Consider the following 23712-nt stretch of genomic DNA (forward strand, 5'->3'; position numbering starts at 1 on the left):
GTATCAGGGTCTGTTTTTGATTTCCGATAACGGTACTGGCAAATCCGATTTGAGTACAGGCATCGCTACCGACTCTTTGGTCTCTCTCGAGGACTACCTCGCCGACAACCCGATCTGGAACGCCTTGCCTGAGGACTTCAAATCTCTCTTTGAGGTCGACGGTCATATCTATGCGATTCCGACTTCTTTTTTCCGGACACTGAACATCCGCGTCATCCATAATGAAGCGTCAGAGAAGATCGGGATTCCCGTAACCGATCTCAACTCCTTTCGCGATTTCGCTCTTGCATATACAAAAGAAACCGAATACCCCGCCATTGGCAGCACCGCTGCCTCCGATTTGACGGATATCCTGAACGCTTACGGTCTTTACCCCGGAAACAGTGAGTATGTCCCGTTTGCCTATGACCCGAAAGAGGACTGCTATGTGGATTTTATGACCAAAGGCGCTGCCGTTGAAGCTTTTGAATACCTGCGGGAACTGTACAAAGGCGGTGCGATATCCACGAAAAACTACGGGATAAAATCCGTTGACCTGATCGCTTCGAATTATCGAGGATACAGCGATTATGACAAGTACACCGAAATATTCACCCTGAACCCTGAATACCCGAAGGTTGCCGCCACATACAGGCGGGGTTTCGCCATGACCAATGACACCCCGCAGCCCCAAGAGACCGTCAATTTTATAGTCAATATGCTGTTCGGCTCCGAGCAGAACTATCTCGAGTGCTGGCTGGGCACCCCGGACCATTACATTCTGAACAGTGACGGTTCGATTACATTTAAGTTGGTGAAGGATACCAAGGGAAACTATATCCATCCCGGCATGCCGAATCTGGCGGGCGGATTGTCGGATATTTTCCCTTATTCGGACGCGAATATCTTTTACAGTCAAGATGGCGTTATCGACATGGAAACGACCACCTCTTACGGAAAATACAATTCGATTTTGAAACAACAAAATGATTTATTCAAAAGCGGGGCAGTTGTTGAAATTCCGTTGAAATACTTCGTTTTGCACTCGAAAGCATATGATGCGAGAAAAACCGACATCGGTTTGTTGTATTCGGAATATTTTGAAAAGGCCATCACAAGTTCCGACCAAACGGTGCAGCAGATCCTTGATGAATACAAAGCAAAAATGTTCAATCTCGGAGGCAACCAAATGCTCGACCAGATGAACGCCGCCATCGGTAAAAAAACCGCATATTATTACGGGTAATCCTTCTTGCCTCCCGCCGTGACGCTTGTGTCACGGTGTACTCATCAACGGTGCGCCGTTGACGCGGGAGGGAAGGAATTGCTTGCAATTCTTCTTGACGAATTATTTCATAATTCGTCTGACGTCTTGCAACGGTGGTGGGATTCTTGCTCAGATAACAGTAGATATTTTAAAACGTAAAGTGACATATGAAAGGGGAACAATCATGAAAAAACCGATCAAACTCGCCGTTTCACTCATCATCTGCGGCATGATGTTTTTATCCGGCTGCGCATCGGCACCCAACACCTCGCTGCCGGGTGAACTGCTCGGGAAAGAAACCGGTTATCCCCAAACCCTGAACATCATCGCACCCTATTTCTTTTGGGACGGGAACGCGGCCGGTGAAAATGCCCGGACCGCCGGGCAGCAATGGCTGGACGAAATGTCGGCCCGCTACGGCGTGAATATCAACGTCATTTCGAATTCTTTTGCCGAAGACGGTACTTTTAAATCCGCGTTTTCCGGTGTGGATAAAAAGACATTTTCGGGTTTGGCTCAAGCGGAATCGATCGCTTACCTTCAGGAGATCGTCAATTCCGATTTAGCGCTTCCGCTGGACGAATACCTTGCCGATAACGCAGTTTGGAATGCTCTGCCCGAGGAGCTCAAATCCACATTTAAAGTGAACGGGCATATTTATGCCGTCCCCGCGAACGTTGAAGATTATATGTACTCCCGCGTTTTTCAAAAAGACGCGGTTGACCGGACGGGGATCACCGTCACCGATCTCCAATCGCTGAAAGAGTTTGCCGCCGCTTATGCAAAAGCGTCGGGAAACTATACGATCATTGCCAATGGCAATAACGATATTACCGACATTTTAAATGCCTTCGGATTATATTACGGCGAGGGCCCCAAAAACCCAATCGGTTATGATCCGTCGGAAGACTGCTTTACGGACTTTTTAACCAAGGGCAATGCCGTCGGCGCGCTGGAGTATTTGAGAGAGCTCTATACCGCGGGCGGATTGAAATGCGGTTTCAATGAGTATAAACCCAAAGATTCCGACGAACCGAAACCCGTTTCAACAAAGTCTTTGTTCGGTTATAATAATTCCGATGATTCCGTTGAAGCGCTGACCTTGAATCCGCAGTATCCGCAAGTCCTTTTTAATCAGGTTTTCGGATTTTATATGACAAAGAGCACGGTACAGCCCAAAGAGACCATTAACTTCTTTGTCGACATGATGTATGGTTCCGAGCAAAGTTATCTCGATTGCTGGCTGGGCTCGTCTTCCGGATATACGCTCAACAGCGACGGAACGATTACGGTGAAAATGGCGCAAAATTCCGACGGGAGTTATGTCGTCCCCGCAGCGCCGAATCTGACCGGCGGGTTTTCGGGCGTCTTCCCGCATTCGGACGCCGATGTCCTGTACAGTCAAAACGGCATAGTCACCGAAGCTTCCGGGACCGAAGCCGGAAAGAAAAATAAGGCCTATAAAGGCCTCAGGGATGCGCTAGACAAAGGTGTCGCCGTCAGGGTTCCCCCGGCATATTCCATGATAAACTGCCCTGCCTATTACTCAAATTACATTGCTTTTTGCAGTCTTTACGAGACCTGTATCCAAGATGCCGTCACTTCCGCAAATTTCACGGTGCAGCAGATCATCGATGATTATAAAAAAGAGATGCTGAACCTCGGCGGCAATCAAATGCTCGATGAAATGAACGCCGCCATCGGCAAAAAAACCGCGTATTATTACGGATAACCGACTGAAGGAGAGCAAACTCCGCACGGGCCACGGCCCGCACGGGCTTCGGCCCGGCGCTCTGTCAAATTTCCAATTAAGGAGGCATTCGAAAATGGCATCCTTAAAACCTTGTCCGATCTGCGGCCGGGAAGCCGCGCTATACGAGGCCGAAGCGGAACGCGTCGGTTTTTACTGCGAATGTTCGGTATGCGCGAAATCCACCGACGAATTCGCGGCCGAAAGCGAAGCGGAAGAAATGTGGAACCGAAGTGAGGCAAAAGATTTAAAAGACACCAACCGGCGGGGCATGTATGCCATCGTCATAAAACCCTTTCATACCTGGGCTCATGTTTTCTGGCGCCTTTTTCAGTTGTTAGGCCCTGTCGCTGCCGTAACCGTCATATGCACGTTCAAATTGTACATGAACACCGCGCTTTATATCGGTACGGTTCTTGGCGGCTTGTTATGCCTTGCGGTGGCGCTGTACTTTTCCTTTCAGTATTTCCTCCGTCTTCACGGCATACTCCGCCGCCTGCCCGCGAAGGAACGCAGAAAACACCTCATCGCCGCGGCGCTCGCCTTTTTCACCGTATTGAGTGCCTATATCGCCCTCATCTTTTTTGCCCTCATACCGTTGATCGGGTTCTGCCGCGGCGGGAAGGCGTTTTTAAACTGAAAGCCGATCGCCGCGTTTTGAAAAGGAGAACGTTATGAATCATCATTATAAACCCTTAGTCTCTTTATTTGTCAGCTGTCTGCTGTTCCTTGCAGCCTGCGCACCGTCGTCAACTTCTCTGCCGGATGAGCTTCGGGCGAAGAACATCAACTATCCCGAATCCGTCAGCATCATCGCGCCCGATTTTTTTAAAGCGACCGGCGCGGTCAATACCGATCGAATCAGGCAGCAATGGCTTGATGAAACATCCGCACGGTACGGTATCACCCTTCACATCTATCCGAATTATAACGCCTATGTAAACAACACCGGTTATGAGGCGTTTCCCAAAAAGCCCGATTATAATACCGACGGTCCTCCGCGGGTATCCAAAGACGTGGAACCTGCCCCGACTCCGGCGCCCAAACCGGAATATGTCGGTTTAACGCAAATCGGCTCCGTCGAAGCCCTGAAAAAAGCCGTTACCGGGTCCGATTCATATATGCCTCTGGACGATTACCTCGCCGATAACCCGGTTTGGAAGGCCCTGCCCGAAGATTTTAAATCCATTTACGAAATCAACGGCCGTATCTATGCGATTCCGACATCCGTTTCCCCGATCCAAAACGCCCGTATCATCCATAATGAAGCGCTTCAAAAGACCGGGATTGCGGTGACCGATCTCGATTCATTCCGTAATTTTGCATTGAACTATATACAGAACGCTAAAAAAGCCACCGACAGCGCCACTGTCTCCGAAGTTGCGGACATTCTGACCGCTTTCGGCCTTTACTCGGGAAAAGATGGCTCAGTTCAATTTAATTATGATCCGACGGCAGATTGTTTTGTGGACTGGATGACGAAACCCGCCGCCGTCGACGCACTGACGTATTTGCGGGAACTCACGAATGCCGGGGCGCTTTCTTACCGGCATGCAACCAAAACCGATTTTTTTAAAATGGGGCTTTGGGCTTCGAAATATGCGCCGTATTTCGATTATGCCGACTGCACCGAAGTACTGACTTTGAATCCCGAATTCCCGCAGGTCGCATTCACCGATGTGAAGGGTTTTGCCATGACCAAAGACACGCCGCAGCCCCAAGAGACCCTCAATTTTTTCATCGATCTGCTGTTCGGTTCCGAACAAAGCTATCTCGAGTGTTGGCTGGGTTCATCAAACACATTCGTTAAAAACAGCGATGGCTCGATCACGGTGGCGATGATGCAAGACTTGGATGACAATTTTATTGTTCCTGCCATGCCGAATTTAACGGGCGGTCTTACGGAGATCTTCCCTTATTCGTACATGGATATTATATACAGCCAAAACGGGACTGCCGCCACAACTTCGGAGATTGAAAATCACAAAGCGCAGATGAACCTGCTGAATGATTTCCTCCAAAACGGCTCCGTAGTCCAATTGCCTCCGGAATATCAAATCATAAAATCGGCAACTTATAACGGTTATACGGCGAATAGCAGTAGTTATTATAATAAGCTTTATTCCATGTATATGAGTTACTTTTCGGCTGCGGTTACACGTTCCGATTTTACAGTGCAGCAGATTGTCGACCAATACAAAAAAGCACTGCTCAACATGGGCGGAAATCAAATGCTCGACGAAATGAACGCCGCCATCGGCAAGAAAACCGCGTATTATTACGGGTAATAAATATCGCATTTAAGTGAGAAAAAAATATGCGGAAACATTCTGCGAATCACTTTACACTTATAAACCGTGAACTGCGCTCTGCCTTGTCGCTTTACACTTCACACTAAACTTGCTTCATCCCTTGATATAGGCAACCCCGTTTGCTTTGCAATACTCGGCCGCGTACTCGCCGTAACAGACCGCGGTGAGGTTTTCGCACTCCTCAAAAGCGTTTTCTCCGATCTTGGTGACGCTCGCCGGAATCGCGATGTGCGATAGCGCGTTGCATTTATAAAACGCGTCGTATTCGATTTCGGTGACGCCGGCCGGTATGTCGATGCTCGTCAAAACCTTGCAGCCCGCGAAGGTGTTGAACTCGATCTTTTTGAGCGAAGCGGGCAGCTGAATGCTTTTTAACGCGCTGCACTCGGAAAACGCGCCGTACCCGATGACCGCCACGCCTTCCGGGATTTTAATTTCTTCGAGCGCGCAGCAGTTTGAAAAAGCGTATTTTTCGATAACGGTCAGGTTTTTCGGCAAGGTGATTTTCAAGAGCGCTTCCGACTCGGAAAAAGCGCCCCATCCGATGGAGGTCACCGTATCCGGAAGCGTCGCTTCGGAGATTTCCAAACCCGAAAATGCCCATTCGCCGATGCTGACCACAGGTTTTCCGTCGATCTCAGCCGGCACCGTGACCATTAACTCTGTGCCGTTATATTTTATAATTTCTATGCCGCCTTCGACCGTCTGATATTCATACTCGGATATTTCGGAAACCGCTGCCTTTGAGGAAATCGCCGAATTCCCGGAAGCAGACGGCGCCTCCTGCGCCGGAGCGCATGTGGCGGCAAAGATCAAAAAAGATAATACCATCGCAATGCGCGTCAATTGCATCTTCATACACGGAATTCTCCTTTCCGCGAATCAAAGTGATTATAATCCATCCGAAGTATTGACAGGAATATTTTCATAAAACAAAGGACCGCCGTTCAGGCGGTCCTTTCTTTTATTTGTTATACCAGTTCGATGATGGCCATTTCGGCAGCGTCACCGCGGCGGGGACCGGTCTTGATCACACGGGTATATCCGCCGTTTTTGCTTTCATATTTCGGCGAGATCTCGTTAAACAGCTTTGCCGCAACGCTCTCTTTGGTGACGAACGCGAATACCTGCCGTTTTGCATGCAGCGTGTTCTGTTTTCCGAGCGTTATCATCTCATCGGCCAGCGCGCGCACTTCTTTTGCGCGTGTGACAGTCGTCTCAATCTTGCCTTTTTCCAGCAGGAAAGTGACCATCGCCCGCAGCATGGCGGTTCTCTGGTCAGTCGTCCTGCCGAGTTTTCTGGTTCCGGGCATTGTTTCTACACTCCTTAATCAAAGCCGTTGCCGGCATTATTCGTCGTCGCTTTTGAGCGAGAGACCCAAAGAGGCCAGTTTTCCGATGACCTCGTCGAGGGATTTCCGACCGAGGTTGCGGACCTTGATCATCTCTTCTTCGCTCTTGTTGATCAGGTCTTCGACGGTATTCAGACCCGCGCGTTTGAGGCAGTTGAACGACCGAACCGAGAGTTCAAGATCGTCGATTGCCATCTCAAGCACCTTTTCCTTGCTCTTCTCGCTGCGCTCGACCAGGATATCGCTGTCGACCGCGCCTTCGGAGAGCGAGATGAAAAGCACCAGCAGTTCGCCCAGAATCTTCGCGCCCAATGATACGGAATCACGGGCGGAAATCGTGCCGTCCGTCCATACCTCGAGCGTGAGCTTGTCGTAGTCCGTCACATTGCCGACACGGGTGTTTTCAACCGCGTAGTTGACTTTGATGACGGGTGTGTAAATAGAGTCGACGGGAATAACGCCGATCACGGAAGAGTTGTCCCGGTTTTTCTCGGCGGAGACATAACCTCTGCCCTTGTCCAGAACGATTTCCATGTTCAGCTTTGCACCCGCGCTCAATGAAGCGATGTGCATTGACGGATTTAAAACTTCCACTTCCGCGTCAGCTTTGATGCTGCCCGCAGTGACTTCGCACTCGTCCTGCGCTTCGATGTAGACCGTTTTGGGTCCTTCGGAGAAGAGCTTGACCGTGAGTCCCTTGATATTCAGGATGATCTCGGTCACGTCTTCCTTGACGCCGGGGATGGTGGAAAACTCATGCTGTACGCCGTCTATTTTTACCGACGTCACCGCCACGCCGGGCAGTGACGAGAGTAAAACTCTTCTCAGGCTGTTCCCTAATGTCGTGCCGTAGCCGCGCTCAAGCGGCTCGACGACGAACTTGCCGTAGGAACCGTCTGCCTTCATTTCGCTGATCTCTATTTTGGGCTTTTGAATCTCCAACAATTAAAACCCTCCTTTTTTCCGTAAACACGCGGCTCTCACAAACCGCGCAGCCAAACGATATCTCCTTTTTTAACCGCCATCCGGGCGGACATTGATACGGAAATACCGGATTATTTCGAGTACAACTCGACGATCAGACGCTCTTCGACCTGCAGGTCGATTTCTTCGCGTGTGGGAAGAGCTGCGACATTCGCGGTCATGTTCGCCTTGTCGGCGGACAGCCACGCGGGAATGGGTTTCGCATTGCTTTCGAACTGATCTTTGAATGTCTCGACAGAGCGGCTGGATTCCTTCATCGCAATCACATCGCCTGCTTTGCAGAGATAGGAGGGGATGTTGACGATCGAACCGTTGACGGTAAAATGGCGGTGCAGAACCATCTGTCTGGCCTCTTTGCGCGAAGACGCGAAACCGAGGCGGTAGATGATGTTGTCAAGCCGGCTCTCCAAAATGCGGAGCAGGTTTTCACCCGAGACGCCGGGCTGTTTGATCGCCATGTCGAAATATTTGCGGAACTGGCTCTCCAGGACGCCGTAGTAGCGTTTTGCTTTCTGTTTTGAACGCATCTGGATGCCGTATTCACTGGTCTTTTTTCTGCCCTGTCCGTGCTGTCCGGGGACCCCGGGTCTGCGGGACACGGCGCACTTGTCGGTATAGCAGCGATCGCCTTTCAAAAAGAGCTTTTGGCCCTCTCTGCGGCAGAGGCGGCACACCGAATCGGTATATCTTGCCATTTCTTAACCCTCCATTAAACTATACGCGTCTTCTTTTCGGCGGACGGCAGCCGTTGTGCGGAATGGGCGTAACGTCTTTGATCAGCGTGATGTCCAGGCCGGTCGCCTGAAGCGCTCTGATCGCGGCTTCGCGTCCCGAACCGGGGCCTTTGACGAAGACGTCGACGGTTTTCATGCCGTGGTCCATAGCGAGTTTTGCCGCCGCTTCAGCCGCTGTCTGCGCCGCAAACGGCGTGGACTTCTTGGAGCCGCGGAATCCCATCTCGCCCGAGCTCGCCCATGAGATGACGTTGCCCTGGGTATCGGAAATAGTGACGATGGTGTTATTGAAACTCGATTGAATGTGTGCGACGCCGCGGTCGATATTCTTGCGCTCTTTGCGGCGGCGCGTCGTAGCGGTTGCTTTTTTCGCGTTTGTCGTAGTAGCCATTTTTTGTGATGCCCTCCCCGCTTACTTCTTCTTGTTTGCGATGGTACGCTTCGGACCCTTGCGGGTTCTGGCGTTGGTCTTGGAGCGCTGACCGCGCACCGGAAGACCCTTGCGATGACGGGTTCCGCGATAGGAGCCGATCTCGACCAGTCGCTTGATGTTGAGCTGCACTTCGCGGTGCAGATCGCCTTCGACCCGGTAGCTCTTGTCGATGCATTCCCTGATCTTGGAGACGTCCTCTTCGGTCAGATCCTTGACGCGGGTATCGGGATTTACGCCCGTCTGGGCGAGGATGTCGTTAGAGAGTTTGCGGCCGATCCCAAAAATATAGGTCAGCCCGATCTCGACCCGTTTCTCACGGGGCAGATCAATACCGGCAATTCGTGCCAAACAAATACACCTCCGTTTAGTTTGTCAGTTCTAACCCTGGCGCTGCTTGTGTTTGGGATTCTCGCAAATAACCATAACCTTGCCTTTGCGTTTAATCACCTTGCACTTTTCGCACATAGGTCTCACTGAAGGTCTCACTTTCATCTTTGATTACCTCCTGTTATGCTCACTTTGAGCGCCATGTTATTCTGCCTTTGGACAAATCGTAGGGAGAGATCTCCACCGTGACCTTGTCTCCGGGCAATATGCGGATAAAATTCATCCGCAGTTTTCCTGAAATGTACGCCAGAAGTTTGTGTCCGTTCGCGAGCTGAACGGTGAACTGGGCGTTCGGAAGGGCTTCCAAAATCACGCCTTCCAATTCGATGACATCATCTTTCGACAAGCAACTACCTCCCTCAATCAGCTGTCGTCAGCGGTTTCCCGCCGTCGGCCGTAATCAAAACGGTGTGTTCGAAATGCGCGGATTTTTTACCGTCCGTTGTGACCACTGTCCAGTTGTTGTCGAGGACGTCGATCTCCCAGCCGCCGGCGTTGACCATCGGCTCGATTGCGATCGTCATACCCTCGACAAGCCGCGGGCCGTGTCCGGGACTTCCGAAGTTGGGGACTTCGGGATCCTCGTGGAGTTTTTCGCCGACACCGTGCCCCACGTAGTCGCGCACCACCGAGAATCCGGCGCTCTCAACCACAGTCTGCACCGCGTTCGAAATATCTCCGATTCTGTTTCCGGCTTTGGCGGCAGCCATTCCCGCGGACAGCGCGTTTTTCGTGACCTCCAGCAGCCGCCGGTCCTCGGGATCGCACGCTCCGACCGGAAATGTCCCCGCCGTATCCCCGTGGAAACCCTCAAAAAAGGCGCCCACGTCGATACCGACGATATCTCCTTTACACAGTTTCCGTCCGCCGGGAATCCCGTGGATGACTTCGTCATTGACCGAGATGCAGGCGGAAGCCGGAAAACCGTTATATCCCAAAAAGCTGGGTTTGGCCGATTGGGAGAATATATATTTTTTGATTGCGGCATCGATGTGGGCGGTCGTTACCCCTTCCCCGATCTCTGCCGCGCCCACTGCCAGCGCGTTAGCGGCAATTCTGCAGGCGTTTCGCATCGCGGCCAGCTGGGCGGCATTTTTCACAGCGATCATTGTCCCAATACCCCGAGGATATCCTTAGTCACGAGCGAGGAGTCTTTCTCGCCGTCCACTTCGAACAAAAGACCTTTTTCGGCGTAAAACCGTTCGAGCGGTTTGGTTTGGGAACGATAGACCTGAAGTCTTTTTTGAACGGTCTGCGGTTCGTCGTCGCTTCGGATGACGAGTTTTTCGCCGCAGTTGTCGCACAGATTATCGCTCTTCGGCTTCTTGTGCTCGATGTGAAACACAGCGCCGCAGGCCGGGCAGCTTCTTCTGCCGCCGATGCGCCGGATGATCAGATCGTCGGAAGCCCGGATGTTGATCACCCGGTCAATGGTGACGCCCATTTGATCAAGTGCCTCCGCCTGAGCAATCGTGCGGGGAAATCCGTCAAACAAAAACCCGTTTTTGCAGTCATCCTCCCTGATGCGCGCCTTGACGATGCCGATGATGACGTCGTCCGGGACGAGCTGACCGCTCTCGATGAAGGACTTCGCCGATAGACCGAGCGGAGTTCCCTCTTTCATCGCGGCTTTGAGGATATTGCCCGTGGAGATTGCGGGGATATTCAGGGCCTTGCAGACCGCTTCTGCCTGCGTGCCCTTGCCGGCGCCCGGCGCCCCGAGTAAAATGACTCTCATGATAACAGATTATTCAAGGAATCCCTTGTAATGCCGCATGAGCATCTGGGATTCAAGCGTTCTGGCCGTCTCGATTGCGACGCCGACGACGATGATGATGGTCGTTCCGCCGAGAGCCAAATTGATGTTGGTCAGCGAGCCGGTGAGCATCGGGACCAAAACGACGATGGACAGCGCCAAAGCGCCGATCAGAATAATCCTTGACAAAACGCGGGAGATATAATCCGAAGTGGGTTTGCCGGGACGGATTCCGGGGATGGTTCCGCTGTTTTTACGCAGGTTATTCGCCATTTCGACCGGATTGTAGGTGATCGAGATGTAGAAGTACGCAAACGCGACGATCAGGACGATATACAAGATCATGTATGCGGCGCCCTGGTAGCTGAACCATTTCAGGAAGTTGCCGAAGCCAGTAAACGCGCTCGGATTTCCGCTGGAATCATATGCGGTAACACCCACGCCGAAGCCGAGCAGCATGGTCGGCAGCGACAGAAGGGAGTTGGCGAAGATGACCGGGAGGACGTTCGCCATGTTGACTTTCAGCGGCATATTGGTGTTCTGGCCGCCGTAGACCTTTCTGCCGACGACACGTTTGGCGTACTGAACCGGCAGGCGGCGCTCCGCGGCGTCCATATAGACGACGAAGTAAATCTCAACCAACAGCAGGACTGCAAGCAGCGGCACGATGCCGTAATAGATCGGCTTTTCCGGCGCGTAATTCTTCCAGGCGCTGGTGAGTGAGCTGATGATTGAGTCGAAATTCGCGACGATACCGGCAAACAGCAGTAAGGAGACGCCGTTGCCGATGCCCTTTTTGTTGATCTGCTCGCCGAGCCACATCATCAGAGTCGCGCCCGCGATATAGCTGGCGATGATGACGACCGCGCTGAAGATGCCCTGAAATCCGTCTTTATAGATGACCGCATCCGACAGGGCAGCGGTATTGCGCAGATACATGAAGTACGAGAAGCCTTCGATCAGCGCCATGATGACCGTGCCGGCACGGGTGACCTGGCCGAGTTTTTTCCTGCCCTCTTCGCCCTCTTTCTGCATGCGCTCCCAGGACGGGATCGCGACGGTCAGCAATTGGACGATAATCGAGGATGTGATATACGGCGAAATCGAGAGTGCGAACAAGGTGCCTTTTTCGAAGCCGCCGCCGGTGAACAGGTTGATATAACTCAGATATTGGTTGCCTGCGGCAGCGGTGAGCGCCGCCGGATCCACGAACGGAACCGTGACCATGACCGCGCCGATGCGGAAAATCGCGATGATGAGGAATGTGTAAAAGATCTTCTTGCGCAGTTCGGGAATAGCGAACGCGTTACGAATTGTCTTAAACATCATACCACCTCTGCTGTTCCGCCGACCGCTTCAATCTTCTGTTTGGCGCTCTCGCTGAATGCGGCCGCTTTGACGGTGAGCTTCTTGGTCAGATTCCCGCTGCCGAGAATCTTGAGCCCGTCGCCCGTCTTGCGGATGATCCGTTTTTCGAGGAGTGCCTTGCTGTCGACCACTGCGCCGTTATCGAATTTTTCAAGTGCGCTGACGTTGACGCCGACGTATATTTTTGCAAAGATGTTGGTAAAACCGCGCTTCGGGAGGCGGCGGCTCAGCGGCATCTGGCCGCCTTCGAAACCGGGACGGACACCGCCGCCGGTGCGGGCTTTCTGGCCTTTATGGCCTTTGCCGGCCGTCTTGCCGTTGCCGGAGCCGATGCCTCTGCCCTTGCGTTTGGGTTCGAAACTGGAACCCGGCGCGGGTGAAAGTTCGTTGAGCTTCATTTCTGCACCTCCACGTCGACAAGATAACTGATTTTTTCAAGCTTGCCCCGGGTCTGGACGTTGTCCGGCTGAACGGTTGCGTCGCCGATCTTGCGCAGTCCGAGGGAGTTGGCGGTGTCGATATGTTTCTGATACCGGCCGATCAAGCTCTTGGTAAGCGTTATTTTGAGGTCTGCCATTTTATGCTTCCCCCTTATTCGAAAATCTCTTTGACAGATTTGCCGCGTGCGTTTGCGACCTGTTTTGCGTTGCGCAGAGACATCAGGCCCGCCATCGTGGCTCTGACCACGTTGCAGGGGTTGTTGGAGCGCAATGCCTTGGTTCTGATATCACTGATGCCGGCCGCTTCTACCACCGCGCGCACCGCACCGCCGGCGATAACGCCGGTACCGGGTGCCGCCGGTTTCAAGAGCACTCTGCCGGCTCCGAATTCACCGATAACTTCATGAGGGATCGTAGTGCCGCGAAGGCAGACCTCATGCATGTTGTTTCTGGCGTCCGCGACGCCTTTGCGGATTGCATCCGGAACTTCGCCCGCTTTGCCGAGTCCGAATCCGACTTTGCCCTTGCCGTCGCCGATGACGACGAGCGCCGAAAACTTCATGATACGGCCGCCCTTAACGGTTTTGGAAACACGGTTGATGGCAACCACTTTTTCTAAGAATTCGCTCTGTTCGCGGCCGCGGCCGCCTCTTTCGTTCTGTGCCAAATTCAACCCTCCCTTAGAAATTGAGTCCGCCCTCGCGGGCGCCGTCTGCAAGTTCCTGAATACGTCCGTGATAGACGTATCCGCCGCGATCAAAGACGACGTCTTTGATGCCTTTTTTCGCCGCCGCTTCGGCGACCAGTTTGCCGACCTTGCGGGCGGCGTCTTTGTTTCCGCCGTACCCCTCGAAGTCCTTGGACAATGTGGATGCGGACGCCAGAGTGACGCCGTTCACATCGTCGATGACCTGAGCGTAGATGTGCTTTGCGGAACGAAACACGCACAGACGCGGGCACTCCGGGGTTCCGGAGATCTTCGCGCGAACGCGGGCGTGTCTCTTCGCCCTTGCTTGATTGCTGTCGGGCTTGTTAACCATGCTCTCTCCTCCTGTGTTTTTGAGATATAGGTTCGGCTTCTCTCAAATAGTTCGTCTTAACCCGTAAGTTCAGCCCAAAGAGATAAACTTGCCTGATTTCCGAAAGAATCCGATTGAAGCCGCAAGTTCAGCTCGTAAGAGGTAAACTTGCCGCTTCTTTTGGCTCTGCCAAAAGAAGCTGTACCCTCGACAGCCGGTGGCGAATGAACGCTTTAAACCGGCTGCGTTTGCCATTATTTATGCCGGTAATTCGATTACTTCTTGCCGGCTTTGCCTTCCTTGTGGCGGACATGTTCGCCCAGATAGCGAATGCCTTTGCCCACGTTATAGTGGTCGGGCTCACGCTTTTCGCGGATTTCGGCCGCGCTCTGTCCGACGGACTCCTTATCGGGGCCCGAGACGAGAATGTGGTTCTGCTGCGCGCCGATGATGGAAAGGGTGATGCCGTCGGCCGCTTTGTAAAGAATCTGATGCGAATAACCGAGGTTGAGCAATAAATCTTTGCCCTGCATCGCCGCACGGTATCCTACGCCGACGACCTCGAGTTCTTTTGAATACCCGTTGGTAACGCCCTCGACCATGTTGTGGATCAGCGCGCGGGTCAAACCGTGCAGCGCGCGGGTCTCTTTTTCATCGTCGGCGCGTTCAATGACGACGTGGCCGTCTTCCAGCTTGATCGTCATCTGCGGGTTGAATGTCTTTGTCAACGTTCCCTTCGGGCCCTCCGCGGTGACTTTGCAGCCGTCGATGACGACTTTTGTGCCCGCGGGGACTGCGACAGGTTTTCTACCAATTCGTGACATGATGATTTATTCCTTTCCTGCGCTTACCAAACGTAGGCAAGCACTTCGCCGCCGACGTTCTGTTTGCGCGCCTCTTTATCGGTCATAACACCCTTTGAAGTCGAGACGACCGCAATGCCGAGGCCTTTCATGACCTTGGGCATTTCTTCGCAGCTGGCATAAATGCGCAGACCCGGTTTGGAGACACGGCGGAGCCCTGTGAGCGCCGCGGTCTTGATCTTGCCCGAGCCGTATTTGAGCGTCACGCGAATGACGCCCTGAACGCCGTCGTCGATGGTCTCATATGCGTTGATATAGCCCTCGTCAAGCAGAATCTTGGCGATGCTGACTTTCATGTTGGAAGCGGGGATGTCAACGCTTGAATGCTTTGCCGAGCTCGCGTTGCGGATTCTGGTGAGCATATCGGCGATGCTGTCTGTAACCTGCATTGTATTTCCTCCTCCTACTTACCAACTGGCTTTTTTCACGCCCGGAATCTGGCCTTTATAAGCCAGGTTGCGGAAGCAGATACGGCAGACGCCGAACTTGCTGAGGTAGGCGTGAGGCCGGCCGCAAATTTTGCAGCGGGTGTATGCGCGCGTACTGAACTTGGCAGGTCTGGATTGACGGACCTTTTGAGATGTTTTAGCCACGGTCTTTCCTCCTTGCTTATCTCGCGAACGGAGCGCCGAGCGCTGCAAGCAGCTCGCGGGCCTCTTCGTCTGTCTTGGCTGTGGTAACGAAGCAGATATCCATGCCGCGCACCGCGTCGATTTTGTCGAATTCGATCTCAGGGAAGATCAGCTGTTCTTTGACGCCGCAGGAATAGTTTCCGCGGCCGTCGAAGGAGTTGGGGCTGATGCCTCTGAAGTCACGCACGCGCGGAAGCGCCGCGTTGAAGAACCGGTCGATGAAGTCATACATCCGTTCGCCGCGCAGGGTGACCTTTGCGCCGATGACGTTGCCCTGACGAACTTTGAAGTTCGCAACCGATTTCTTGGCCATGCAGGGAATGCCCTTCTGGCCGGTGATGGCGGATAGATCGCCGATGATGGCGTCAAGCACCTTGGTGTTGTCTTTGCAGTCGCCGCAGGCGACGTTGACAACGACCTTTTCCATCTTGGGGATCTGCATGACGCTCTTATAGTTGAACTTTTTCATCAGTTCGCCGGCAATCTCATTGGTGTACTTAATTTTTAATCTTGACATAATTTTTCGTACCCCTTAAAACATATTGCCGCATTTGGGCTGCCGGCACACGCGAACCTTGTTGCCGTTCTTGTCGACGCCGTGGCCGACTCTGGTTGCGACGCCGCATTTGGGACAGATCAGCATGACCTTGGAGGCATACAGCGCGCTCTCGCCCTTGATGATGCCGCCCGCTTCGCCCTCTTTTTTGGGTTTGACGTGTTTGGATACGAGGCGGACTTTTTCGACGATGACTTTGCCCTCGTCGGGACTGACCGCGATGACCTTGCCCTTTTTGCCCTTGTCGGTGCCGGAGATGACCATGACGTTGTCACCGGTTTTAATATGCATCTTGCTCATAAGTCAGTACCTCTCTTAAAGGACTTCGGGAGCAAGCGAGAGGATTTTCATATAATCCTTTTCGCGCAGCTCTCTTGCGACCGGTCCGAAGATACGGGTCCCCTTGGGGTTCTTATCTTCCTTGATGATGACCGCGGCGTTTTCGTCGAACTTGATGTAGGTGCCGTCTTCTCTGCGCAGTCCGGAGACCGTGCGTACGACGACCGCCCTGACAACCTCGCCCTTTTTGACCACGCCGCCGGGTGTCGCTTTTTTAACCGAAGCGACGATGACGTCGCCGATGTTGGCATACTTTCTGCGGGTTCCGCCGAGGACTCTGATGCACATCAGTTCCTTGGCGCCCGTGTTGTCGGCGACTTTCAGGTAGGTTTGCTGCTGAATCACGATTTTTCCTCCCTTACTTGGCTCTCTCGAGGATCTCGGAGACGCGCCATCTCTTGTCCTTGGACAGCGGACGGGTCTCGGTGATCTCGACGGTATCGCCGATCTTGCATTCGTTATTCTCGTCGTGCGCTTTGAACTTCGCGGTGCGTTTGACGATCTTCTTATAAAGCGGATTCTGAACGCTGTCGATTACTTCAACGACGACGGTCTTATCCATCTTGTCGCTGACGACCTTGCCGGTCCTGGTTTTTCTCAAATTTCTATCGGTTTCCATAGCGTTTCCCCTCCTATGCGTTCGTGCTCTCGCTGCTCTTGATGGTCATCTGGGTCTTGACCCGTGCGATGTCCTTGCGCAGCTGCGGCAGGCGATTGGGGTTTTCAAGCTGATTGATGGAGTGCTGGAAGCGCAGGTTGAAAAGTTCCTGTTTGAGGTCTGTGAGCTTGGTTTCGAGTTCAGCCATGCTCAGTTCCTTGATCTCGCTCATTTTCATTCTGCGTCACCGCCGTTCTCTTTACTGACGAATTTGGTCTTGATCGGCAGCTTGTGTCCGGCAAGGCGGACGGCCTCACGGGCTGTCGCCTCATCGATGCCGCTGATCTCAAACATAACTCTGCCCGGCTTGACGACCGCTACCCAGTATTCGGGCGAGCCTTTGCCGGAACCCATGCGGGTCTCGGCCGGCTTCTCGGTCACGGGCTTGTCGGGGAATACTTTAATCCATACCTGACCGCCTCTTTTGATGTAGCGAGTCATGGCAATACGCGCCGCTTCGATCTGGTTGGATTTGACCCAACCCGGTTCGAGAGCCATCATACCGAAGTCGCCGTAGGTGACTTTGGTTCCGCGGGTCGCGACGCCTTTCATACGGCCGCGCTGGACGCGGCGGTATTTCACGCGTTTAGGCATCAACATTGCCTTTTCCTCCTTCATTGCGGTCTGCATTCGTGCGCGGAGGGCGATTGTCACGCGGTCTGCGGTCGCTCTCGCCGCCGCGATTGCCGCCTCTGTTGTCGCGGGGACCTCTGCTGTCGCGGTCGTCTCTGCGCGGACGTCTTGTATCCACAAGGATCTCGCCGCGGTAAATCCACACTTTGCAGCCGATGCGGCCGTAGGTGGTCTTTGCCTCTGCGAAGCCGTAATCAATGTCGGCGCGCAGGGTCTGCAGCGGGATGGTGCCCTCGTGATAATTTTCTCTTCTGGCGATTTCGGCGCCGCCCAGACGTCCGGAAACACTGGTCTTGATGCCTCTTGCGCCGGCTCTGGTGGAATTGAACATCGCCTGTTTCATCGCGCGGCGGAAGGCCATACGGCGCTCCAGGCAGCTGGCGATCTCCTCAGCGACGAGCTGAGCGTTCTGGTTGGGGGCTCTGACTTCGATGATGTCGATCTGAACCGGCTCACCCATCATCTGCTTGCACTTGGTACGCAGATTTTCAAGGTCCATGCCGCCCTTGCCGATGATCTTGCCCGGGCGCGCGCAGTGGATCTTGATAAAGATCTTGCCGGTCTTGCGCTCGATCTCGATGGTCGGAATGCCCGCCGAATAAAGTTCCTTCTTCAGGAATTCACGCAGTTTATAGTCGCCGACCAGTTTATCGGCGAAACCCTTTTTGGAGGAATACCATCTGGAATCCCAGTCGCGAATGACGCCGACTCTCAAGCCGTTGGGGTTTACTTTCTGACCCATATTCTCGCTTTTCCTCCTTATTCTTTCTCCGCAACCGCGATCGTGATGTGCGATGTGCGTTTTAAGATTCTGACTCCGCGTCCTTTGGACTGCGGGCGCATCCGCTTCTGCACCGGGCCGGGGGCTACGAAGCATTGGCTTACGATGAGCTTGCCGCGGTCCATGCCGTTGTTGTTCTCGGCATTGGCGACTGCGGAATTGAGCAGTTTCAGGCACAGCGGGCTGGCGGCCTTGGGGGTGTATTTCAGTATTGCGGACGCTTCACTCACCGGCTTGTTGCGGATCAGGTCCAGTACGATGCAGACCTTGCGCGGTGAGATTCGGACGTGCCGAAGATATGCTTTCGCTTCCATGTCGATTCTCTCCTTTGCCGCTACGATTTACTGGGACCGCTGCCGGTGCTTGCGGTACCGGAGTTGGTGGTCTTAGAACCACTGTGGCCGCGGAATATACGTGTCGGTGCGAACTCTCCGAGACGGTGTCCGACCATGTCTTCGGTGATGTAGACCGGAACATGTTTCTTCCCGTCGTGGACGGCGATGGTGTGCCCGACGAAATCGGGGAAAATCGTCGACGCGCGGCTCCAGGTCTTGAGGACCCGCTTTTCACCGGCCTGATTCATTTTACGGATCCGCTCAAGCAAAACGGTCTGCACAAACGGTCCTTTTTTAACGCTTCTACCCATTTAAAACAGTCCTCCTTACTTGATGTTGCGGCGCTTGATAATAAACTTATCGGTGCGCGCGTGCTTGTCTCTGGTCTTATATCCGAGTGTCGGCTTGCCCCAGGGAGTGACGGGACCGGGCCGGCCGATCGGGGATTTGCCTTCGCCGCCGCCGTGCGGGTGGTCGTTCGGGTTCATGACCGAGCCGCGGACGGTCGGGCGCCAGCCCATGTGGCGTTTTCTGCCCGCTTTGCCGTAGTTGACGTTTTCGTGGTCGATATTGCTGACCTGACCGATGGTCGCGTAGCAGTTCTGAGGGATGTTGCGGATCTCACCGGAGGGAAGACGAATCAGCGCGTAGCCGTTTTCTTTGGCCATCAGCTGAGCCATGCTGCCCGCTGCCCGGACGAGCTGTGCGCCTTTTCCGTAGTTCAGTTCAACGTTGTGAACAAACGTACCGACAGGGATTGACGCGAGCGGAAGGGCGTTGCCGGGTTTGATGTCAGCGGTCTCACCGCTCAGGATAACGTCGCCGACTTTGAGATCCTGCGGCGCGATGATGTAATTCACAACGCCGTCTTCGTATTCGACGAGCGCGATGAACGCGCTGCGGTTGGGGTCGTATTCGACGGTCTTGACGGTGGCGGGCATATTGTATCTGTCGCGTTTGAAATCGATGATGCGATATTTGACGCGATAGCCGCCGCCGCGGTGTCTGACCGTGATTCTTCCGGTGTTGTTTCTGCCGGAATTCTTTTTGATGGTCTTCGTTAAGCTCTTTTCGGGAGCTGTTTTGGTAAGCTGGGAATAATCCGTGACTGTCATCCCGCGGCGCGAGGGCGTTGTGGGACGATAGCTCTTGATAGCCATTTTTATTCACACTCCTCAATCGGTTTTGCGGGCGCCCGGCAACTGCGCCCATACTTTCCACAATGGGACGTTTGAACTTTATCAGTTCATGCCTTCGAAGAACTCGATGCCCTTCGAATCGGGTTTCAGAGTAACGATCGCCTTTTTCCAGGACGATGTGTACCCGGGTTCCATACGGACTCTCTTCATGCGTCCGCGGACATGCAGGGTATTGACCTTGGCGACCTTTACGCTGAACAGTTCTTCGACCGCCTTGGCGATTTCGCGCTTGTCGGCGTTTTTATCGACTTCAAAGGCGTACTTTTTCTGTTTCATTCCCGCCATGGAGGATTCGGTCACAACCGGGCGGAGAATGATATCCTGTGCCGTTTTGGACATTACGCGTACACCTCCTCGAGTTTTTCGACCGCCGCTTTGACGATGATCATCTGGTTGTTGTTGAGTATGTCATAGACATTGATCTCGCCGGTGATGGCAGGTGTGAGGCCTTCGATGTTTCGGGCGCTCAGAATCACCTTTTCATTGACTTCCGGCATGACCAGCAGGGCCTTGTTTTTGAAACCGACGGCGGAGAGGATCTCTGCCATGGTCTTGGTTTTGATTTCTTCGAGCGCCAGCGTGTCGAGCACGATGATCGAGCCCTCGGCTGCTTTGGAAGACAGCGCGGACTTCATCGCGAGGCGCTTGAGCTTTTTGTTGAGCGAGTACCGGTAATCACGCGGCTTCGGGCCGAACGCGATACCGCCGTGTCTGAAATGCGGAGCGCGGGTAGAACCCTGTCTTGCGCGGCCGGTGCCCTTTTGACGCCACGGCTTTTTGCCGCCGCCGCTGACTTCGGCACGTGTCTTGGTCGACTGGGTGCCCTGACGCTGATTGGCGAGGTAATTGACCACGACGGCATGCATCGCGGTGGTGTTGGGCGTGATGCCGAACACCGCATCGGAGAGTTCCATCTTGCCGACTTCTTCGCCTTTGATATTGATAACGTTTACTGTAGGCATTGTAGTTCCTCCTCCCGCGTTACGCCTTGACCGTGTCCTTGAGGAACACGACAGAGCCGTTCGGGCCCGGGATGGCGCCCTTGATCGCGATGAGATTATTCTCTGCATCGATCTTGACGACCGAGAGATTCTGAATGGTGACCTGTTCGCCGCCGAGGCGTCCGGGCATCTTCTTGCCCTTGACGACGCGGGACGGGTCGGTGTTTGCGCCGTTGGAACCGCCGTGTCTGGCAACCGGGCCGGAGCCGTGGGTCATCTTCAAACGGGAGAAGTTCCATCTCTTGATGACACCGGCAAAACCTTTGCCTTTGCTGATGCCGGTGACGTCGCAGCGGTCGCCCGCTGTGAAGACGTCGGCTTTGACGATGTCCCCGACGTTGTATCCCGAGCAGTCCTCGAAGCGGAATTCCTTGATCACGCGTTTGGGCGCGACGCCCGCTTTTGTGAACTGACCTTTGAGCGGTTTGCTGACCAGCTTATCTTTGATGTCGCCGAAGCCGAACACGACGGACTCATATCCCTCGTTGGCGGTTGTTTTACGGGCGATGACGGTGCAGGGGCCCGCGACCACGACGGTCACCGGGATGACCTTGCCGCTCTCATCGAACAGCTGAGACATACCGACTTTTTTTCCGATAATGCCTTTTTTCATTTATTTTTTTCTCCTTTTCAGGTTATTGGTTGGCTCTCGCCAACATGACCTCGTCTAATCGTATCAGATCCTGATCTCGATTTCGACGCCGGCGGGAAGTTCGAGGTTCTTCAGAGCTTCCAGAGTCTTGCCGTTGGGCTTGATCACGTCGATCATGCGCTTGTGAGTTTGAAATTCAAACTGCTCACGGGAATCCTTATACTTGTGAGGGGAGCGCAGGACGGTGATGATCTCGCGGTCGGTGGGCAGCGGTACGGGTCCGCTGATCTTGGCGCCGGTTCTCGTGACGGCTTCGACGATTTTCGCCGCGGACGCGTCGACCAGAGAGTGTTCATAGCCCTTGATTCTGATTCTGATTTTTTCGCTGACTGCCAATTTAATCGCCTCCTAAAATATTTGTGCGATCCGCTCAATTGTACACCCTTCCGCGTGTTTCGCAAAGTTCCCGTTAAAATCGCCGGATCGTTTTTCCTGACTTTATCCGGCGACGCCCTTTACGTAATTTAAACGTATATGGTGTACCATTGATTTCGCCCGGTTCATAGACCGGACATACTCCGCAGAAATTCCCCTGAGCGGTTTTAAGACGCTTTTCGCGTCTTTACGCCGGAAGCCGGAACTGGTGATTCCGACCGGCCACCTTCTGCATCTTCGCACGCTGCAAAACAGTCATAACCTTTGTTTTGGACAAAGGACACCCGTCCTTCAGACAGGCGCTTTGAAAGTATATCACAAAGAAAACCCCATTGCAAGCACTTTTTTAAATAAATTTCAGCATTTTCGGCATGGTAAAATTTCACTCGGAAAACCGGTTTTTATTGTGCCCGTTATTGATGTATATAGTGTATAGGTCATCACAATGTAGGAGCGAACATTGTTCGCCCGTCAAATAAATGCGTATAAATACGAAACGAAATGCATTCGCAAAAAATTCCTCTCTGTGGAGCGGTGGTCATTTTTAAGATGACAACCAAAGCCATCCCCTTTTGATGCAAATTTAAACAGAAGAGAGTTTACGGATCTGTCACTTTACACTTTACTCTTAGCTTTCTTGAGCGGGCGATAAAAATTGCGCTTCCGGCGTGAAAAAGCCCCGCATGAACCGTAAAGTTCACTCGGGGCTCATTCAATTTTAACTTGGACTTAAATTCTGGCGACGCCGGACTTTCTGGCGGCTTCGCGGACGGCTTGTGCGACAGCGCCGCCGACTCTCGGGTCAAACGGGGCCGGGATGATGTATTCGGGGTTCAGTTCATCGGCTGTGATGAGGCCGGCAATCGCCTTGGCGGCGGCAATCTTCATCTCGTCGTTGATGTCGCCGGAGCGGACATCCAGAGCGCCTCTGAAAATACCCGGGAAAGCCAGAACATTGTTGATTTGGTTGGGGAAGTCGGAACGGCCTGTGCCGACAACCTTGGCGCCGGCAGCCAGCGCATCGGAAGGCATGATTTCCGGGGTCGGGTTCGCCATGGCGAAAATGATCGGGTCTTTTGCCATCGTCCTGACCATTTCCTGTGTGACCATGCCCGGGGCGGACAGTCCGATGAAGACGTCGGCGCCGACGATGACTTCTTTGAGGGAACCGGTTTTCTTTTCAAGGTTGGAAATCTTGGCCATTTCGGCTTTTGCGGCGTTGAGATTGTCCCTGCCTTCGTAAATGGCGCCTTTTGTGTCGCAGAGGATCACCCTCCTGAGGCCCATGCTCATCAAAAGCTTTGTTACGGCGATACCGGCGGCACCGGAGCCGTTCACAACGACAGAGACGTCGTCGATCTGTTTTTTGACAATTTTTAAACCGTTGAGCATCGCGGCAAGCACGACAACAGCTGTGCCGTGCTGGTCGTCATGGAAAATCGGAATATCGCAGGTTTCCTTTAAACGTCTTTCAATCTCAAAGCAACGCGGAGCGGCAATATCCTCGAGGTTGATGCCGCCGAAGCTGCCCGCCAGCAGAGTGACCGTTTTGACGATTTCATCGACATCTTTGGAACGAATGCACAGCGGAATCGCGTCGACGTCGCCGAATGTTTTAAACAGGACACACTTGCCCTCCATGACCGGCATGCCGGCTTCGGGGCCGATATCGCCAAGGCCCAAAACGGCGGTTCCGTCGGTGACGACGGCGACAAGGTTGCCTCTTCTGGTCAGGGTATAGGATAAGTCAACGTCCTTTTGGATTTCAAGACAGGGCTGTGCGACGCCCGGGGTATAAGCCAGTGAGAGATCCTGTTTGTTCTTGACCGGTACGCGGCTGATGACCTCAATTTTCCCTTTCCACTCACCATGGAGCTTCAAGGACTCTTTTGCATAATCCATTGCAT

At 53.5% G+C, this 23712-nt stretch carries 37 protein-coding genes; 4 read left to right on the forward strand and 33 right to left on the reverse strand.

Annotated elements, in window-relative coordinates; translation table 11 throughout:
* The 4 genes from PKH29_05505 to PKH29_05520 all read left to right on the forward strand — a co-directional run.
* The coding region (locus tag PKH29_05505; protein HNX14292.1) for a hypothetical protein at window positions 1-1225 on the forward strand (1225 nt) is incomplete at its 5' end.
* 205 nt (window positions 1226-1430) lie between these two features.
* Window positions 1431-2978 carry an ABC transporter substrate-binding protein gene (locus tag PKH29_05510; protein ID HNX14293.1) on the forward strand — a complete coding sequence of 516 codons (1548 nt, stop codon included), beginning with the start codon at window positions 1431-1433 and terminating at the stop codon, window positions 2976-2978.
* Between the two features lie 94 nt (window positions 2979-3072).
* A complete protein-coding gene (locus PKH29_05515; protein HNX14294.1) occupies window positions 3073-3636 on the forward strand; it encodes a hypothetical protein in 564 nt (187 codons plus the stop codon).
* A gap of 34 nt (window positions 3637-3670) precedes the next feature.
* Window positions 3671-5284, forward strand: a complete 1614-nt coding sequence (locus tag PKH29_05520; protein HNX14295.1) for a hypothetical protein — start codon at window positions 3671-3673, stop codon at window positions 5282-5284.
* A 117-nt stretch (window positions 5285-5401) separates the two neighbouring features.
* Here the strand turns inward: PKH29_05520 and PKH29_05525 are convergent, their stop codons facing one another.
* The 33 genes from PKH29_05525 to PKH29_05685 form a co-directional block, all read right to left on the reverse strand.
* Window positions 5402-6166, reverse strand: coding sequence for a leucine-rich repeat domain-containing protein (locus tag PKH29_05525; GenBank protein HNX14296.1), 765 nt, complete (start codon window positions 6164-6166; stop codon window positions 5402-5404).
* A gap of 113 nt (window positions 6167-6279) precedes the next feature.
* Window positions 6280-6621, reverse strand: coding sequence for a 50S ribosomal protein L17 (gene rplQ, locus PKH29_05530; protein ID HNX14297.1), 342 nt, complete (start codon window positions 6619-6621; stop codon window positions 6280-6282).
* A gap of 36 nt (window positions 6622-6657) precedes the next feature.
* Window positions 6658-7605, reverse strand: a complete 948-nt coding sequence (locus PKH29_05535) for a DNA-directed RNA polymerase subunit alpha (GenBank protein ID HNX14298.1) — start codon at window positions 7603-7605, stop codon at window positions 6658-6660.
* 110 nt (window positions 7606-7715) lie between these two features.
* Window positions 7716-8339 carry a 30S ribosomal protein S4 gene (gene rpsD, locus PKH29_05540; protein ID HNX14299.1) on the reverse strand — a complete coding sequence of 208 codons (624 nt, stop codon included), beginning with the start codon at window positions 8337-8339 and terminating at the stop codon, window positions 7716-7718.
* 19 nt (window positions 8340-8358) lie between these two features.
* Window positions 8359-8769: a 30S ribosomal protein S11 gene (rpsK, locus tag PKH29_05545; protein ID HNX14300.1), complete on the reverse strand. Its 411-nt coding sequence runs from the start codon at window positions 8767-8769 to the stop codon at window positions 8359-8361.
* A 21-nt stretch (window positions 8770-8790) separates the two neighbouring features.
* A complete protein-coding gene (gene rpsM / locus PKH29_05550; GenBank protein HNX14301.1) occupies window positions 8791-9159 on the reverse strand; it encodes a 30S ribosomal protein S13 in 369 nt (122 codons plus the stop codon).
* A 30-nt stretch (window positions 9160-9189) separates the two neighbouring features.
* Entirely contained in the window at window positions 9190-9303 is a 114-nt protein-coding gene (gene rpmJ / locus PKH29_05555) for a 50S ribosomal protein L36 (GenBank protein HNX14302.1), read from the reverse strand.
* 22 nt (window positions 9304-9325) lie between these two features.
* Window positions 9326-9544: a translation initiation factor IF-1 gene (gene infA, locus PKH29_05560; protein HNX14303.1), complete on the reverse strand. Its 219-nt coding sequence runs from the start codon at window positions 9542-9544 to the stop codon at window positions 9326-9328.
* A gap of 13 nt (window positions 9545-9557) precedes the next feature.
* The gene (gene map, locus PKH29_05565; GenBank protein HNX14304.1) at window positions 9558-10307 is read right to left on the reverse strand and encodes a type I methionyl aminopeptidase; all 750 of its coding nucleotides are present in this window, start codon (window positions 10305-10307) and stop codon (window positions 9558-9560) included.
* Entirely contained in the window at window positions 10304-10936 is a 633-nt protein-coding gene (locus tag PKH29_05570) for an adenylate kinase (protein HNX14305.1), read from the reverse strand. Before PKH29_05570 ends, map begins: the two co-directional genes overlap by 4 nt.
* Before the next feature lie 9 nt (window positions 10937-10945).
* The gene (gene secY / locus PKH29_05575) at window positions 10946-12280 is read right to left on the reverse strand and encodes a preprotein translocase subunit SecY (protein ID HNX14306.1); all 1335 of its coding nucleotides are present in this window, start codon (window positions 12278-12280) and stop codon (window positions 10946-10948) included.
* Window positions 12280-12720 carry a 50S ribosomal protein L15 gene (gene rplO / locus PKH29_05580; protein ID HNX14307.1) on the reverse strand — a complete coding sequence of 147 codons (441 nt, stop codon included), beginning with the start codon at window positions 12718-12720 and terminating at the stop codon, window positions 12280-12282. The genes secY and rplO overlap by 1 nt, the downstream gene beginning before the upstream one ends.
* Entirely contained in the window at window positions 12717-12899 is a 183-nt protein-coding gene (gene rpmD / locus PKH29_05585) for a 50S ribosomal protein L30 (protein HNX14308.1), read from the reverse strand. Before rpmD ends, rplO begins: the two co-directional genes overlap by 4 nt.
* Window positions 12900-12913: 14 nt before the next feature.
* Window positions 12914-13429: a 30S ribosomal protein S5 gene (gene rpsE, locus PKH29_05590; GenBank protein ID HNX14309.1), complete on the reverse strand. Its 516-nt coding sequence runs from the start codon at window positions 13427-13429 to the stop codon at window positions 12914-12916.
* A gap of 13 nt (window positions 13430-13442) precedes the next feature.
* Entirely contained in the window at window positions 13443-13802 is a 360-nt protein-coding gene (rplR, locus tag PKH29_05595; protein HNX14310.1) for a 50S ribosomal protein L18, read from the reverse strand.
* 254 nt (window positions 13803-14056) lie between these two features.
* On the reverse strand, window positions 14057-14605 hold the full coding sequence (gene rplF, locus PKH29_05600; GenBank protein ID HNX14311.1) for a 50S ribosomal protein L6: 549 nt from the start codon (window positions 14603-14605) through the stop codon (window positions 14057-14059).
* 23 nt (window positions 14606-14628) lie between these two features.
* Window positions 14629-15033 (reverse strand): 30S ribosomal protein S8, encoded by a 405-nt coding sequence (gene rpsH / locus PKH29_05605; protein HNX14312.1) that lies wholly within the window; start codon window positions 15031-15033, stop codon window positions 14629-14631.
* Between the two features lie 18 nt (window positions 15034-15051).
* Window positions 15052-15237, reverse strand: coding sequence for a type Z 30S ribosomal protein S14 (locus tag PKH29_05610; protein HNX14313.1), 186 nt, complete (start codon window positions 15235-15237; stop codon window positions 15052-15054).
* Window positions 15238-15253: 16 nt separating this feature from the next.
* Window positions 15254-15793: a 50S ribosomal protein L5 gene (gene rplE / locus PKH29_05615; GenBank protein ID HNX14314.1), complete on the reverse strand. Its 540-nt coding sequence runs from the start codon at window positions 15791-15793 to the stop codon at window positions 15254-15256.
* Between the two features lie 15 nt (window positions 15794-15808).
* Window positions 15809-16132 (reverse strand): 50S ribosomal protein L24, encoded by a 324-nt coding sequence (gene rplX, locus PKH29_05620; protein ID HNX14315.1) that lies wholly within the window; start codon window positions 16130-16132, stop codon window positions 15809-15811.
* Between the two features lie 15 nt (window positions 16133-16147).
* Window positions 16148-16516, reverse strand: coding sequence for a 50S ribosomal protein L14 (gene rplN / locus PKH29_05625; GenBank protein HNX14316.1), 369 nt, complete (start codon window positions 16514-16516; stop codon window positions 16148-16150).
* A 13-nt stretch (window positions 16517-16529) separates the two neighbouring features.
* Window positions 16530-16790, reverse strand: a complete 261-nt coding sequence (rpsQ, locus tag PKH29_05630) for a 30S ribosomal protein S17 (GenBank protein ID HNX14317.1) — start codon at window positions 16788-16790, stop codon at window positions 16530-16532.
* A gap of 13 nt (window positions 16791-16803) precedes the next feature.
* Complete coding sequence (rpmC, locus tag PKH29_05635; GenBank protein HNX14318.1) at window positions 16804-17007, reverse strand: 50S ribosomal protein L29; 204 nt, start codon at window positions 17005-17007, stop codon at window positions 16804-16806.
* On the reverse strand, window positions 17004-17429 hold the full coding sequence (rplP, locus tag PKH29_05640) for a 50S ribosomal protein L16 (protein HNX14319.1): 426 nt from the start codon (window positions 17427-17429) through the stop codon (window positions 17004-17006). Before rplP ends, rpmC begins: the two co-directional genes overlap by 4 nt.
* A complete protein-coding gene (rpsC, locus tag PKH29_05645) occupies window positions 17416-18204 on the reverse strand; it encodes a 30S ribosomal protein S3 (GenBank protein ID HNX14320.1) in 789 nt (262 codons plus the stop codon). Before rpsC ends, rplP begins: the two co-directional genes overlap by 14 nt.
* A 17-nt stretch (window positions 18205-18221) precedes the next feature.
* A complete protein-coding gene (gene rplV, locus PKH29_05650; GenBank protein ID HNX14321.1) occupies window positions 18222-18557 on the reverse strand; it encodes a 50S ribosomal protein L22 in 336 nt (111 codons plus the stop codon).
* Between the two features lie 20 nt (window positions 18558-18577).
* Entirely contained in the window at window positions 18578-18889 is a 312-nt protein-coding gene (gene rpsS, locus PKH29_05655) for a 30S ribosomal protein S19 (GenBank protein HNX14322.1), read from the reverse strand.
* Window positions 18890-18904: 15 nt separating this feature from the next.
* Window positions 18905-19738, reverse strand: coding sequence for a 50S ribosomal protein L2 (gene rplB, locus PKH29_05660; GenBank protein ID HNX14323.1), 834 nt, complete (start codon window positions 19736-19738; stop codon window positions 18905-18907).
* Between the two features lie 81 nt (window positions 19739-19819).
* Window positions 19820-20116, reverse strand: coding sequence for a 50S ribosomal protein L23 (gene rplW / locus PKH29_05665; protein HNX14324.1), 297 nt, complete (start codon window positions 20114-20116; stop codon window positions 19820-19822).
* Window positions 20116-20739, reverse strand: a complete 624-nt coding sequence (gene rplD, locus PKH29_05670) for a 50S ribosomal protein L4 (GenBank protein HNX14325.1) — start codon at window positions 20737-20739, stop codon at window positions 20116-20118. Before rplD ends, rplW begins: the two co-directional genes overlap by 1 nt.
* A gap of 19 nt (window positions 20740-20758) precedes the next feature.
* Window positions 20759-21391 (reverse strand): 50S ribosomal protein L3, encoded by a 633-nt coding sequence (gene rplC, locus PKH29_05675; protein HNX14326.1) that lies wholly within the window; start codon window positions 21389-21391, stop codon window positions 20759-20761.
* A 63-nt stretch (window positions 21392-21454) separates the two neighbouring features.
* Window positions 21455-21766 carry a 30S ribosomal protein S10 gene (gene rpsJ / locus PKH29_05680; GenBank protein ID HNX14327.1) on the reverse strand — a complete coding sequence of 104 codons (312 nt, stop codon included), beginning with the start codon at window positions 21764-21766 and terminating at the stop codon, window positions 21455-21457.
* Between the two features lie 768 nt (window positions 21767-22534).
* Window positions 22535-23707, reverse strand: a complete 1173-nt coding sequence (locus PKH29_05685) for a malic enzyme-like NAD(P)-binding protein (GenBank protein ID HNX14328.1) — start codon at window positions 23705-23707, stop codon at window positions 22535-22537.
* Window positions 23708-23712: the final 5 nt, after the last annotated feature.

The organism is Oscillospiraceae bacterium (assembly GCA_035353335.1).
Taxonomy (GTDB): domain Bacteria; phylum Bacillota; class Clostridia; order Oscillospirales; family JAKOTC01; genus DAOPZJ01.

Coding starts and splice junctions, on each gene's coding strand:
- PKH29_05510 (HNX14293.1), top strand. CDS start 1,431: ATGAAAAAACCGATCAAACTCGCCGTTTCACTCATCATCTGCGGCATG.
- PKH29_05515 (HNX14294.1), top strand. CDS start 3,073: ATGGCATCCTTAAAACCTTGTCCGATCTGCGGCCGGGAAGCCGCGCTA.
- PKH29_05520 (HNX14295.1), top strand. CDS start 3,671: ATGAATCATCATTATAAACCCTTAGTCTCTTTATTTGTCAGCTGTCTG.
- PKH29_05525 (HNX14296.1), bottom strand. CDS start 6,166: ATGAAGATGCAATTGACGCGCATTGCGATGGTATTATCTTTTTTGATC.
- rplQ (HNX14297.1), bottom strand. CDS start 6,621: ATGCCCGGAACCAGAAAACTCGGCAGGACGACTGACCAGAGAACCGCC.
- rpsD (HNX14299.1), bottom strand. CDS start 8,339: ATGGCAAGATATACCGATTCGGTGTGCCGCCTCTGCCGCAGAGAGGGC.
- rpsK (HNX14300.1), bottom strand. CDS start 8,769: ATGGCTACTACGACAAACGCGAAAAAAGCAACCGCTACGACGCGCCGC.
- rpmJ (HNX14302.1), bottom strand. CDS start 9,303: ATGAAAGTGAGACCTTCAGTGAGACCTATGTGCGAAAAGTGCAAGGTG.
- map (HNX14304.1), bottom strand. CDS start 10,307: ATGATCGCTGTGAAAAATGCCGCCCAGCTGGCCGCGATGCGAAACGCC.
- PKH29_05570 (HNX14305.1), bottom strand. CDS start 10,936: ATGAGAGTCATTTTACTCGGGGCGCCGGGCGCCGGCAAGGGCACGCAG.
- secY (HNX14306.1), bottom strand. CDS start 12,280: ATGTTTAAGACAATTCGTAACGCGTTCGCTATTCCCGAACTGCGCAAG.
- rplO (HNX14307.1), bottom strand. CDS start 12,720: ATGAAGCTCAACGAACTTTCACCCGCGCCGGGTTCCAGTTTCGAACCC.
- rpmD (HNX14308.1), bottom strand. CDS start 12,899: ATGGCAGACCTCAAAATAACGCTTACCAAGAGCTTGATCGGCCGGTAT.
- rplR (HNX14310.1), bottom strand. CDS start 13,802: ATGGTTAACAAGCCCGACAGCAATCAAGCAAGGGCGAAGAGACACGCC.
- rplF (HNX14311.1), bottom strand. CDS start 14,605: ATGTCACGAATTGGTAGAAAACCTGTCGCAGTCCCCGCGGGCACAAAA.
- rpsH (HNX14312.1), bottom strand. CDS start 15,033: ATGCAGGTTACAGACAGCATCGCCGATATGCTCACCAGAATCCGCAAC.
- rplE (HNX14314.1), bottom strand. CDS start 15,793: ATGTCAAGATTAAAAATTAAGTACACCAATGAGATTGCCGGCGAACTG.
- rplX (HNX14315.1), bottom strand. CDS start 16,132: ATGAGCAAGATGCATATTAAAACCGGTGACAACGTCATGGTCATCTCC.
- rpsQ (HNX14317.1), bottom strand. CDS start 16,790: ATGGAAACCGATAGAAATTTGAGAAAAACCAGGACCGGCAAGGTCGTC.
- rpmC (HNX14318.1), bottom strand. CDS start 17,007: ATGAAAATGAGCGAGATCAAGGAACTGAGCATGGCTGAACTCGAAACC.
- rplP (HNX14319.1), bottom strand. CDS start 17,429: ATGTTGATGCCTAAACGCGTGAAATACCGCCGCGTCCAGCGCGGCCGT.
- rpsC (HNX14320.1), bottom strand. CDS start 18,204: ATGGGTCAGAAAGTAAACCCCAACGGCTTGAGAGTCGGCGTCATTCGC.
- rplV (HNX14321.1), bottom strand. CDS start 18,557: ATGGAAGCGAAAGCATATCTTCGGCACGTCCGAATCTCACCGCGCAAG.
- rpsS (HNX14322.1), bottom strand. CDS start 18,889: ATGGGTAGAAGCGTTAAAAAAGGACCGTTTGTGCAGACCGTTTTGCTT.
- rplB (HNX14323.1), bottom strand. CDS start 19,738: ATGGCTATCAAGAGCTATCGTCCCACAACGCCCTCGCGCCGCGGGATG.
- rplW (HNX14324.1), bottom strand. CDS start 20,116: ATGTCCAAAACGGCACAGGATATCATTCTCCGCCCGGTTGTGACCGAA.
- rplD (HNX14325.1), bottom strand. CDS start 20,739: ATGCCTACAGTAAACGTTATCAATATCAAAGGCGAAGAAGTCGGCAAG.
- rplC (HNX14326.1), bottom strand. CDS start 21,391: ATGAAAAAAGGCATTATCGGAAAAAAAGTCGGTATGTCTCAGCTGTTC.
- PKH29_05685 (HNX14328.1), bottom strand. CDS start 23,707: ATGGATTATGCAAAAGAGTCCTTGAAGCTCCATGGTGAGTGGAAAGGG.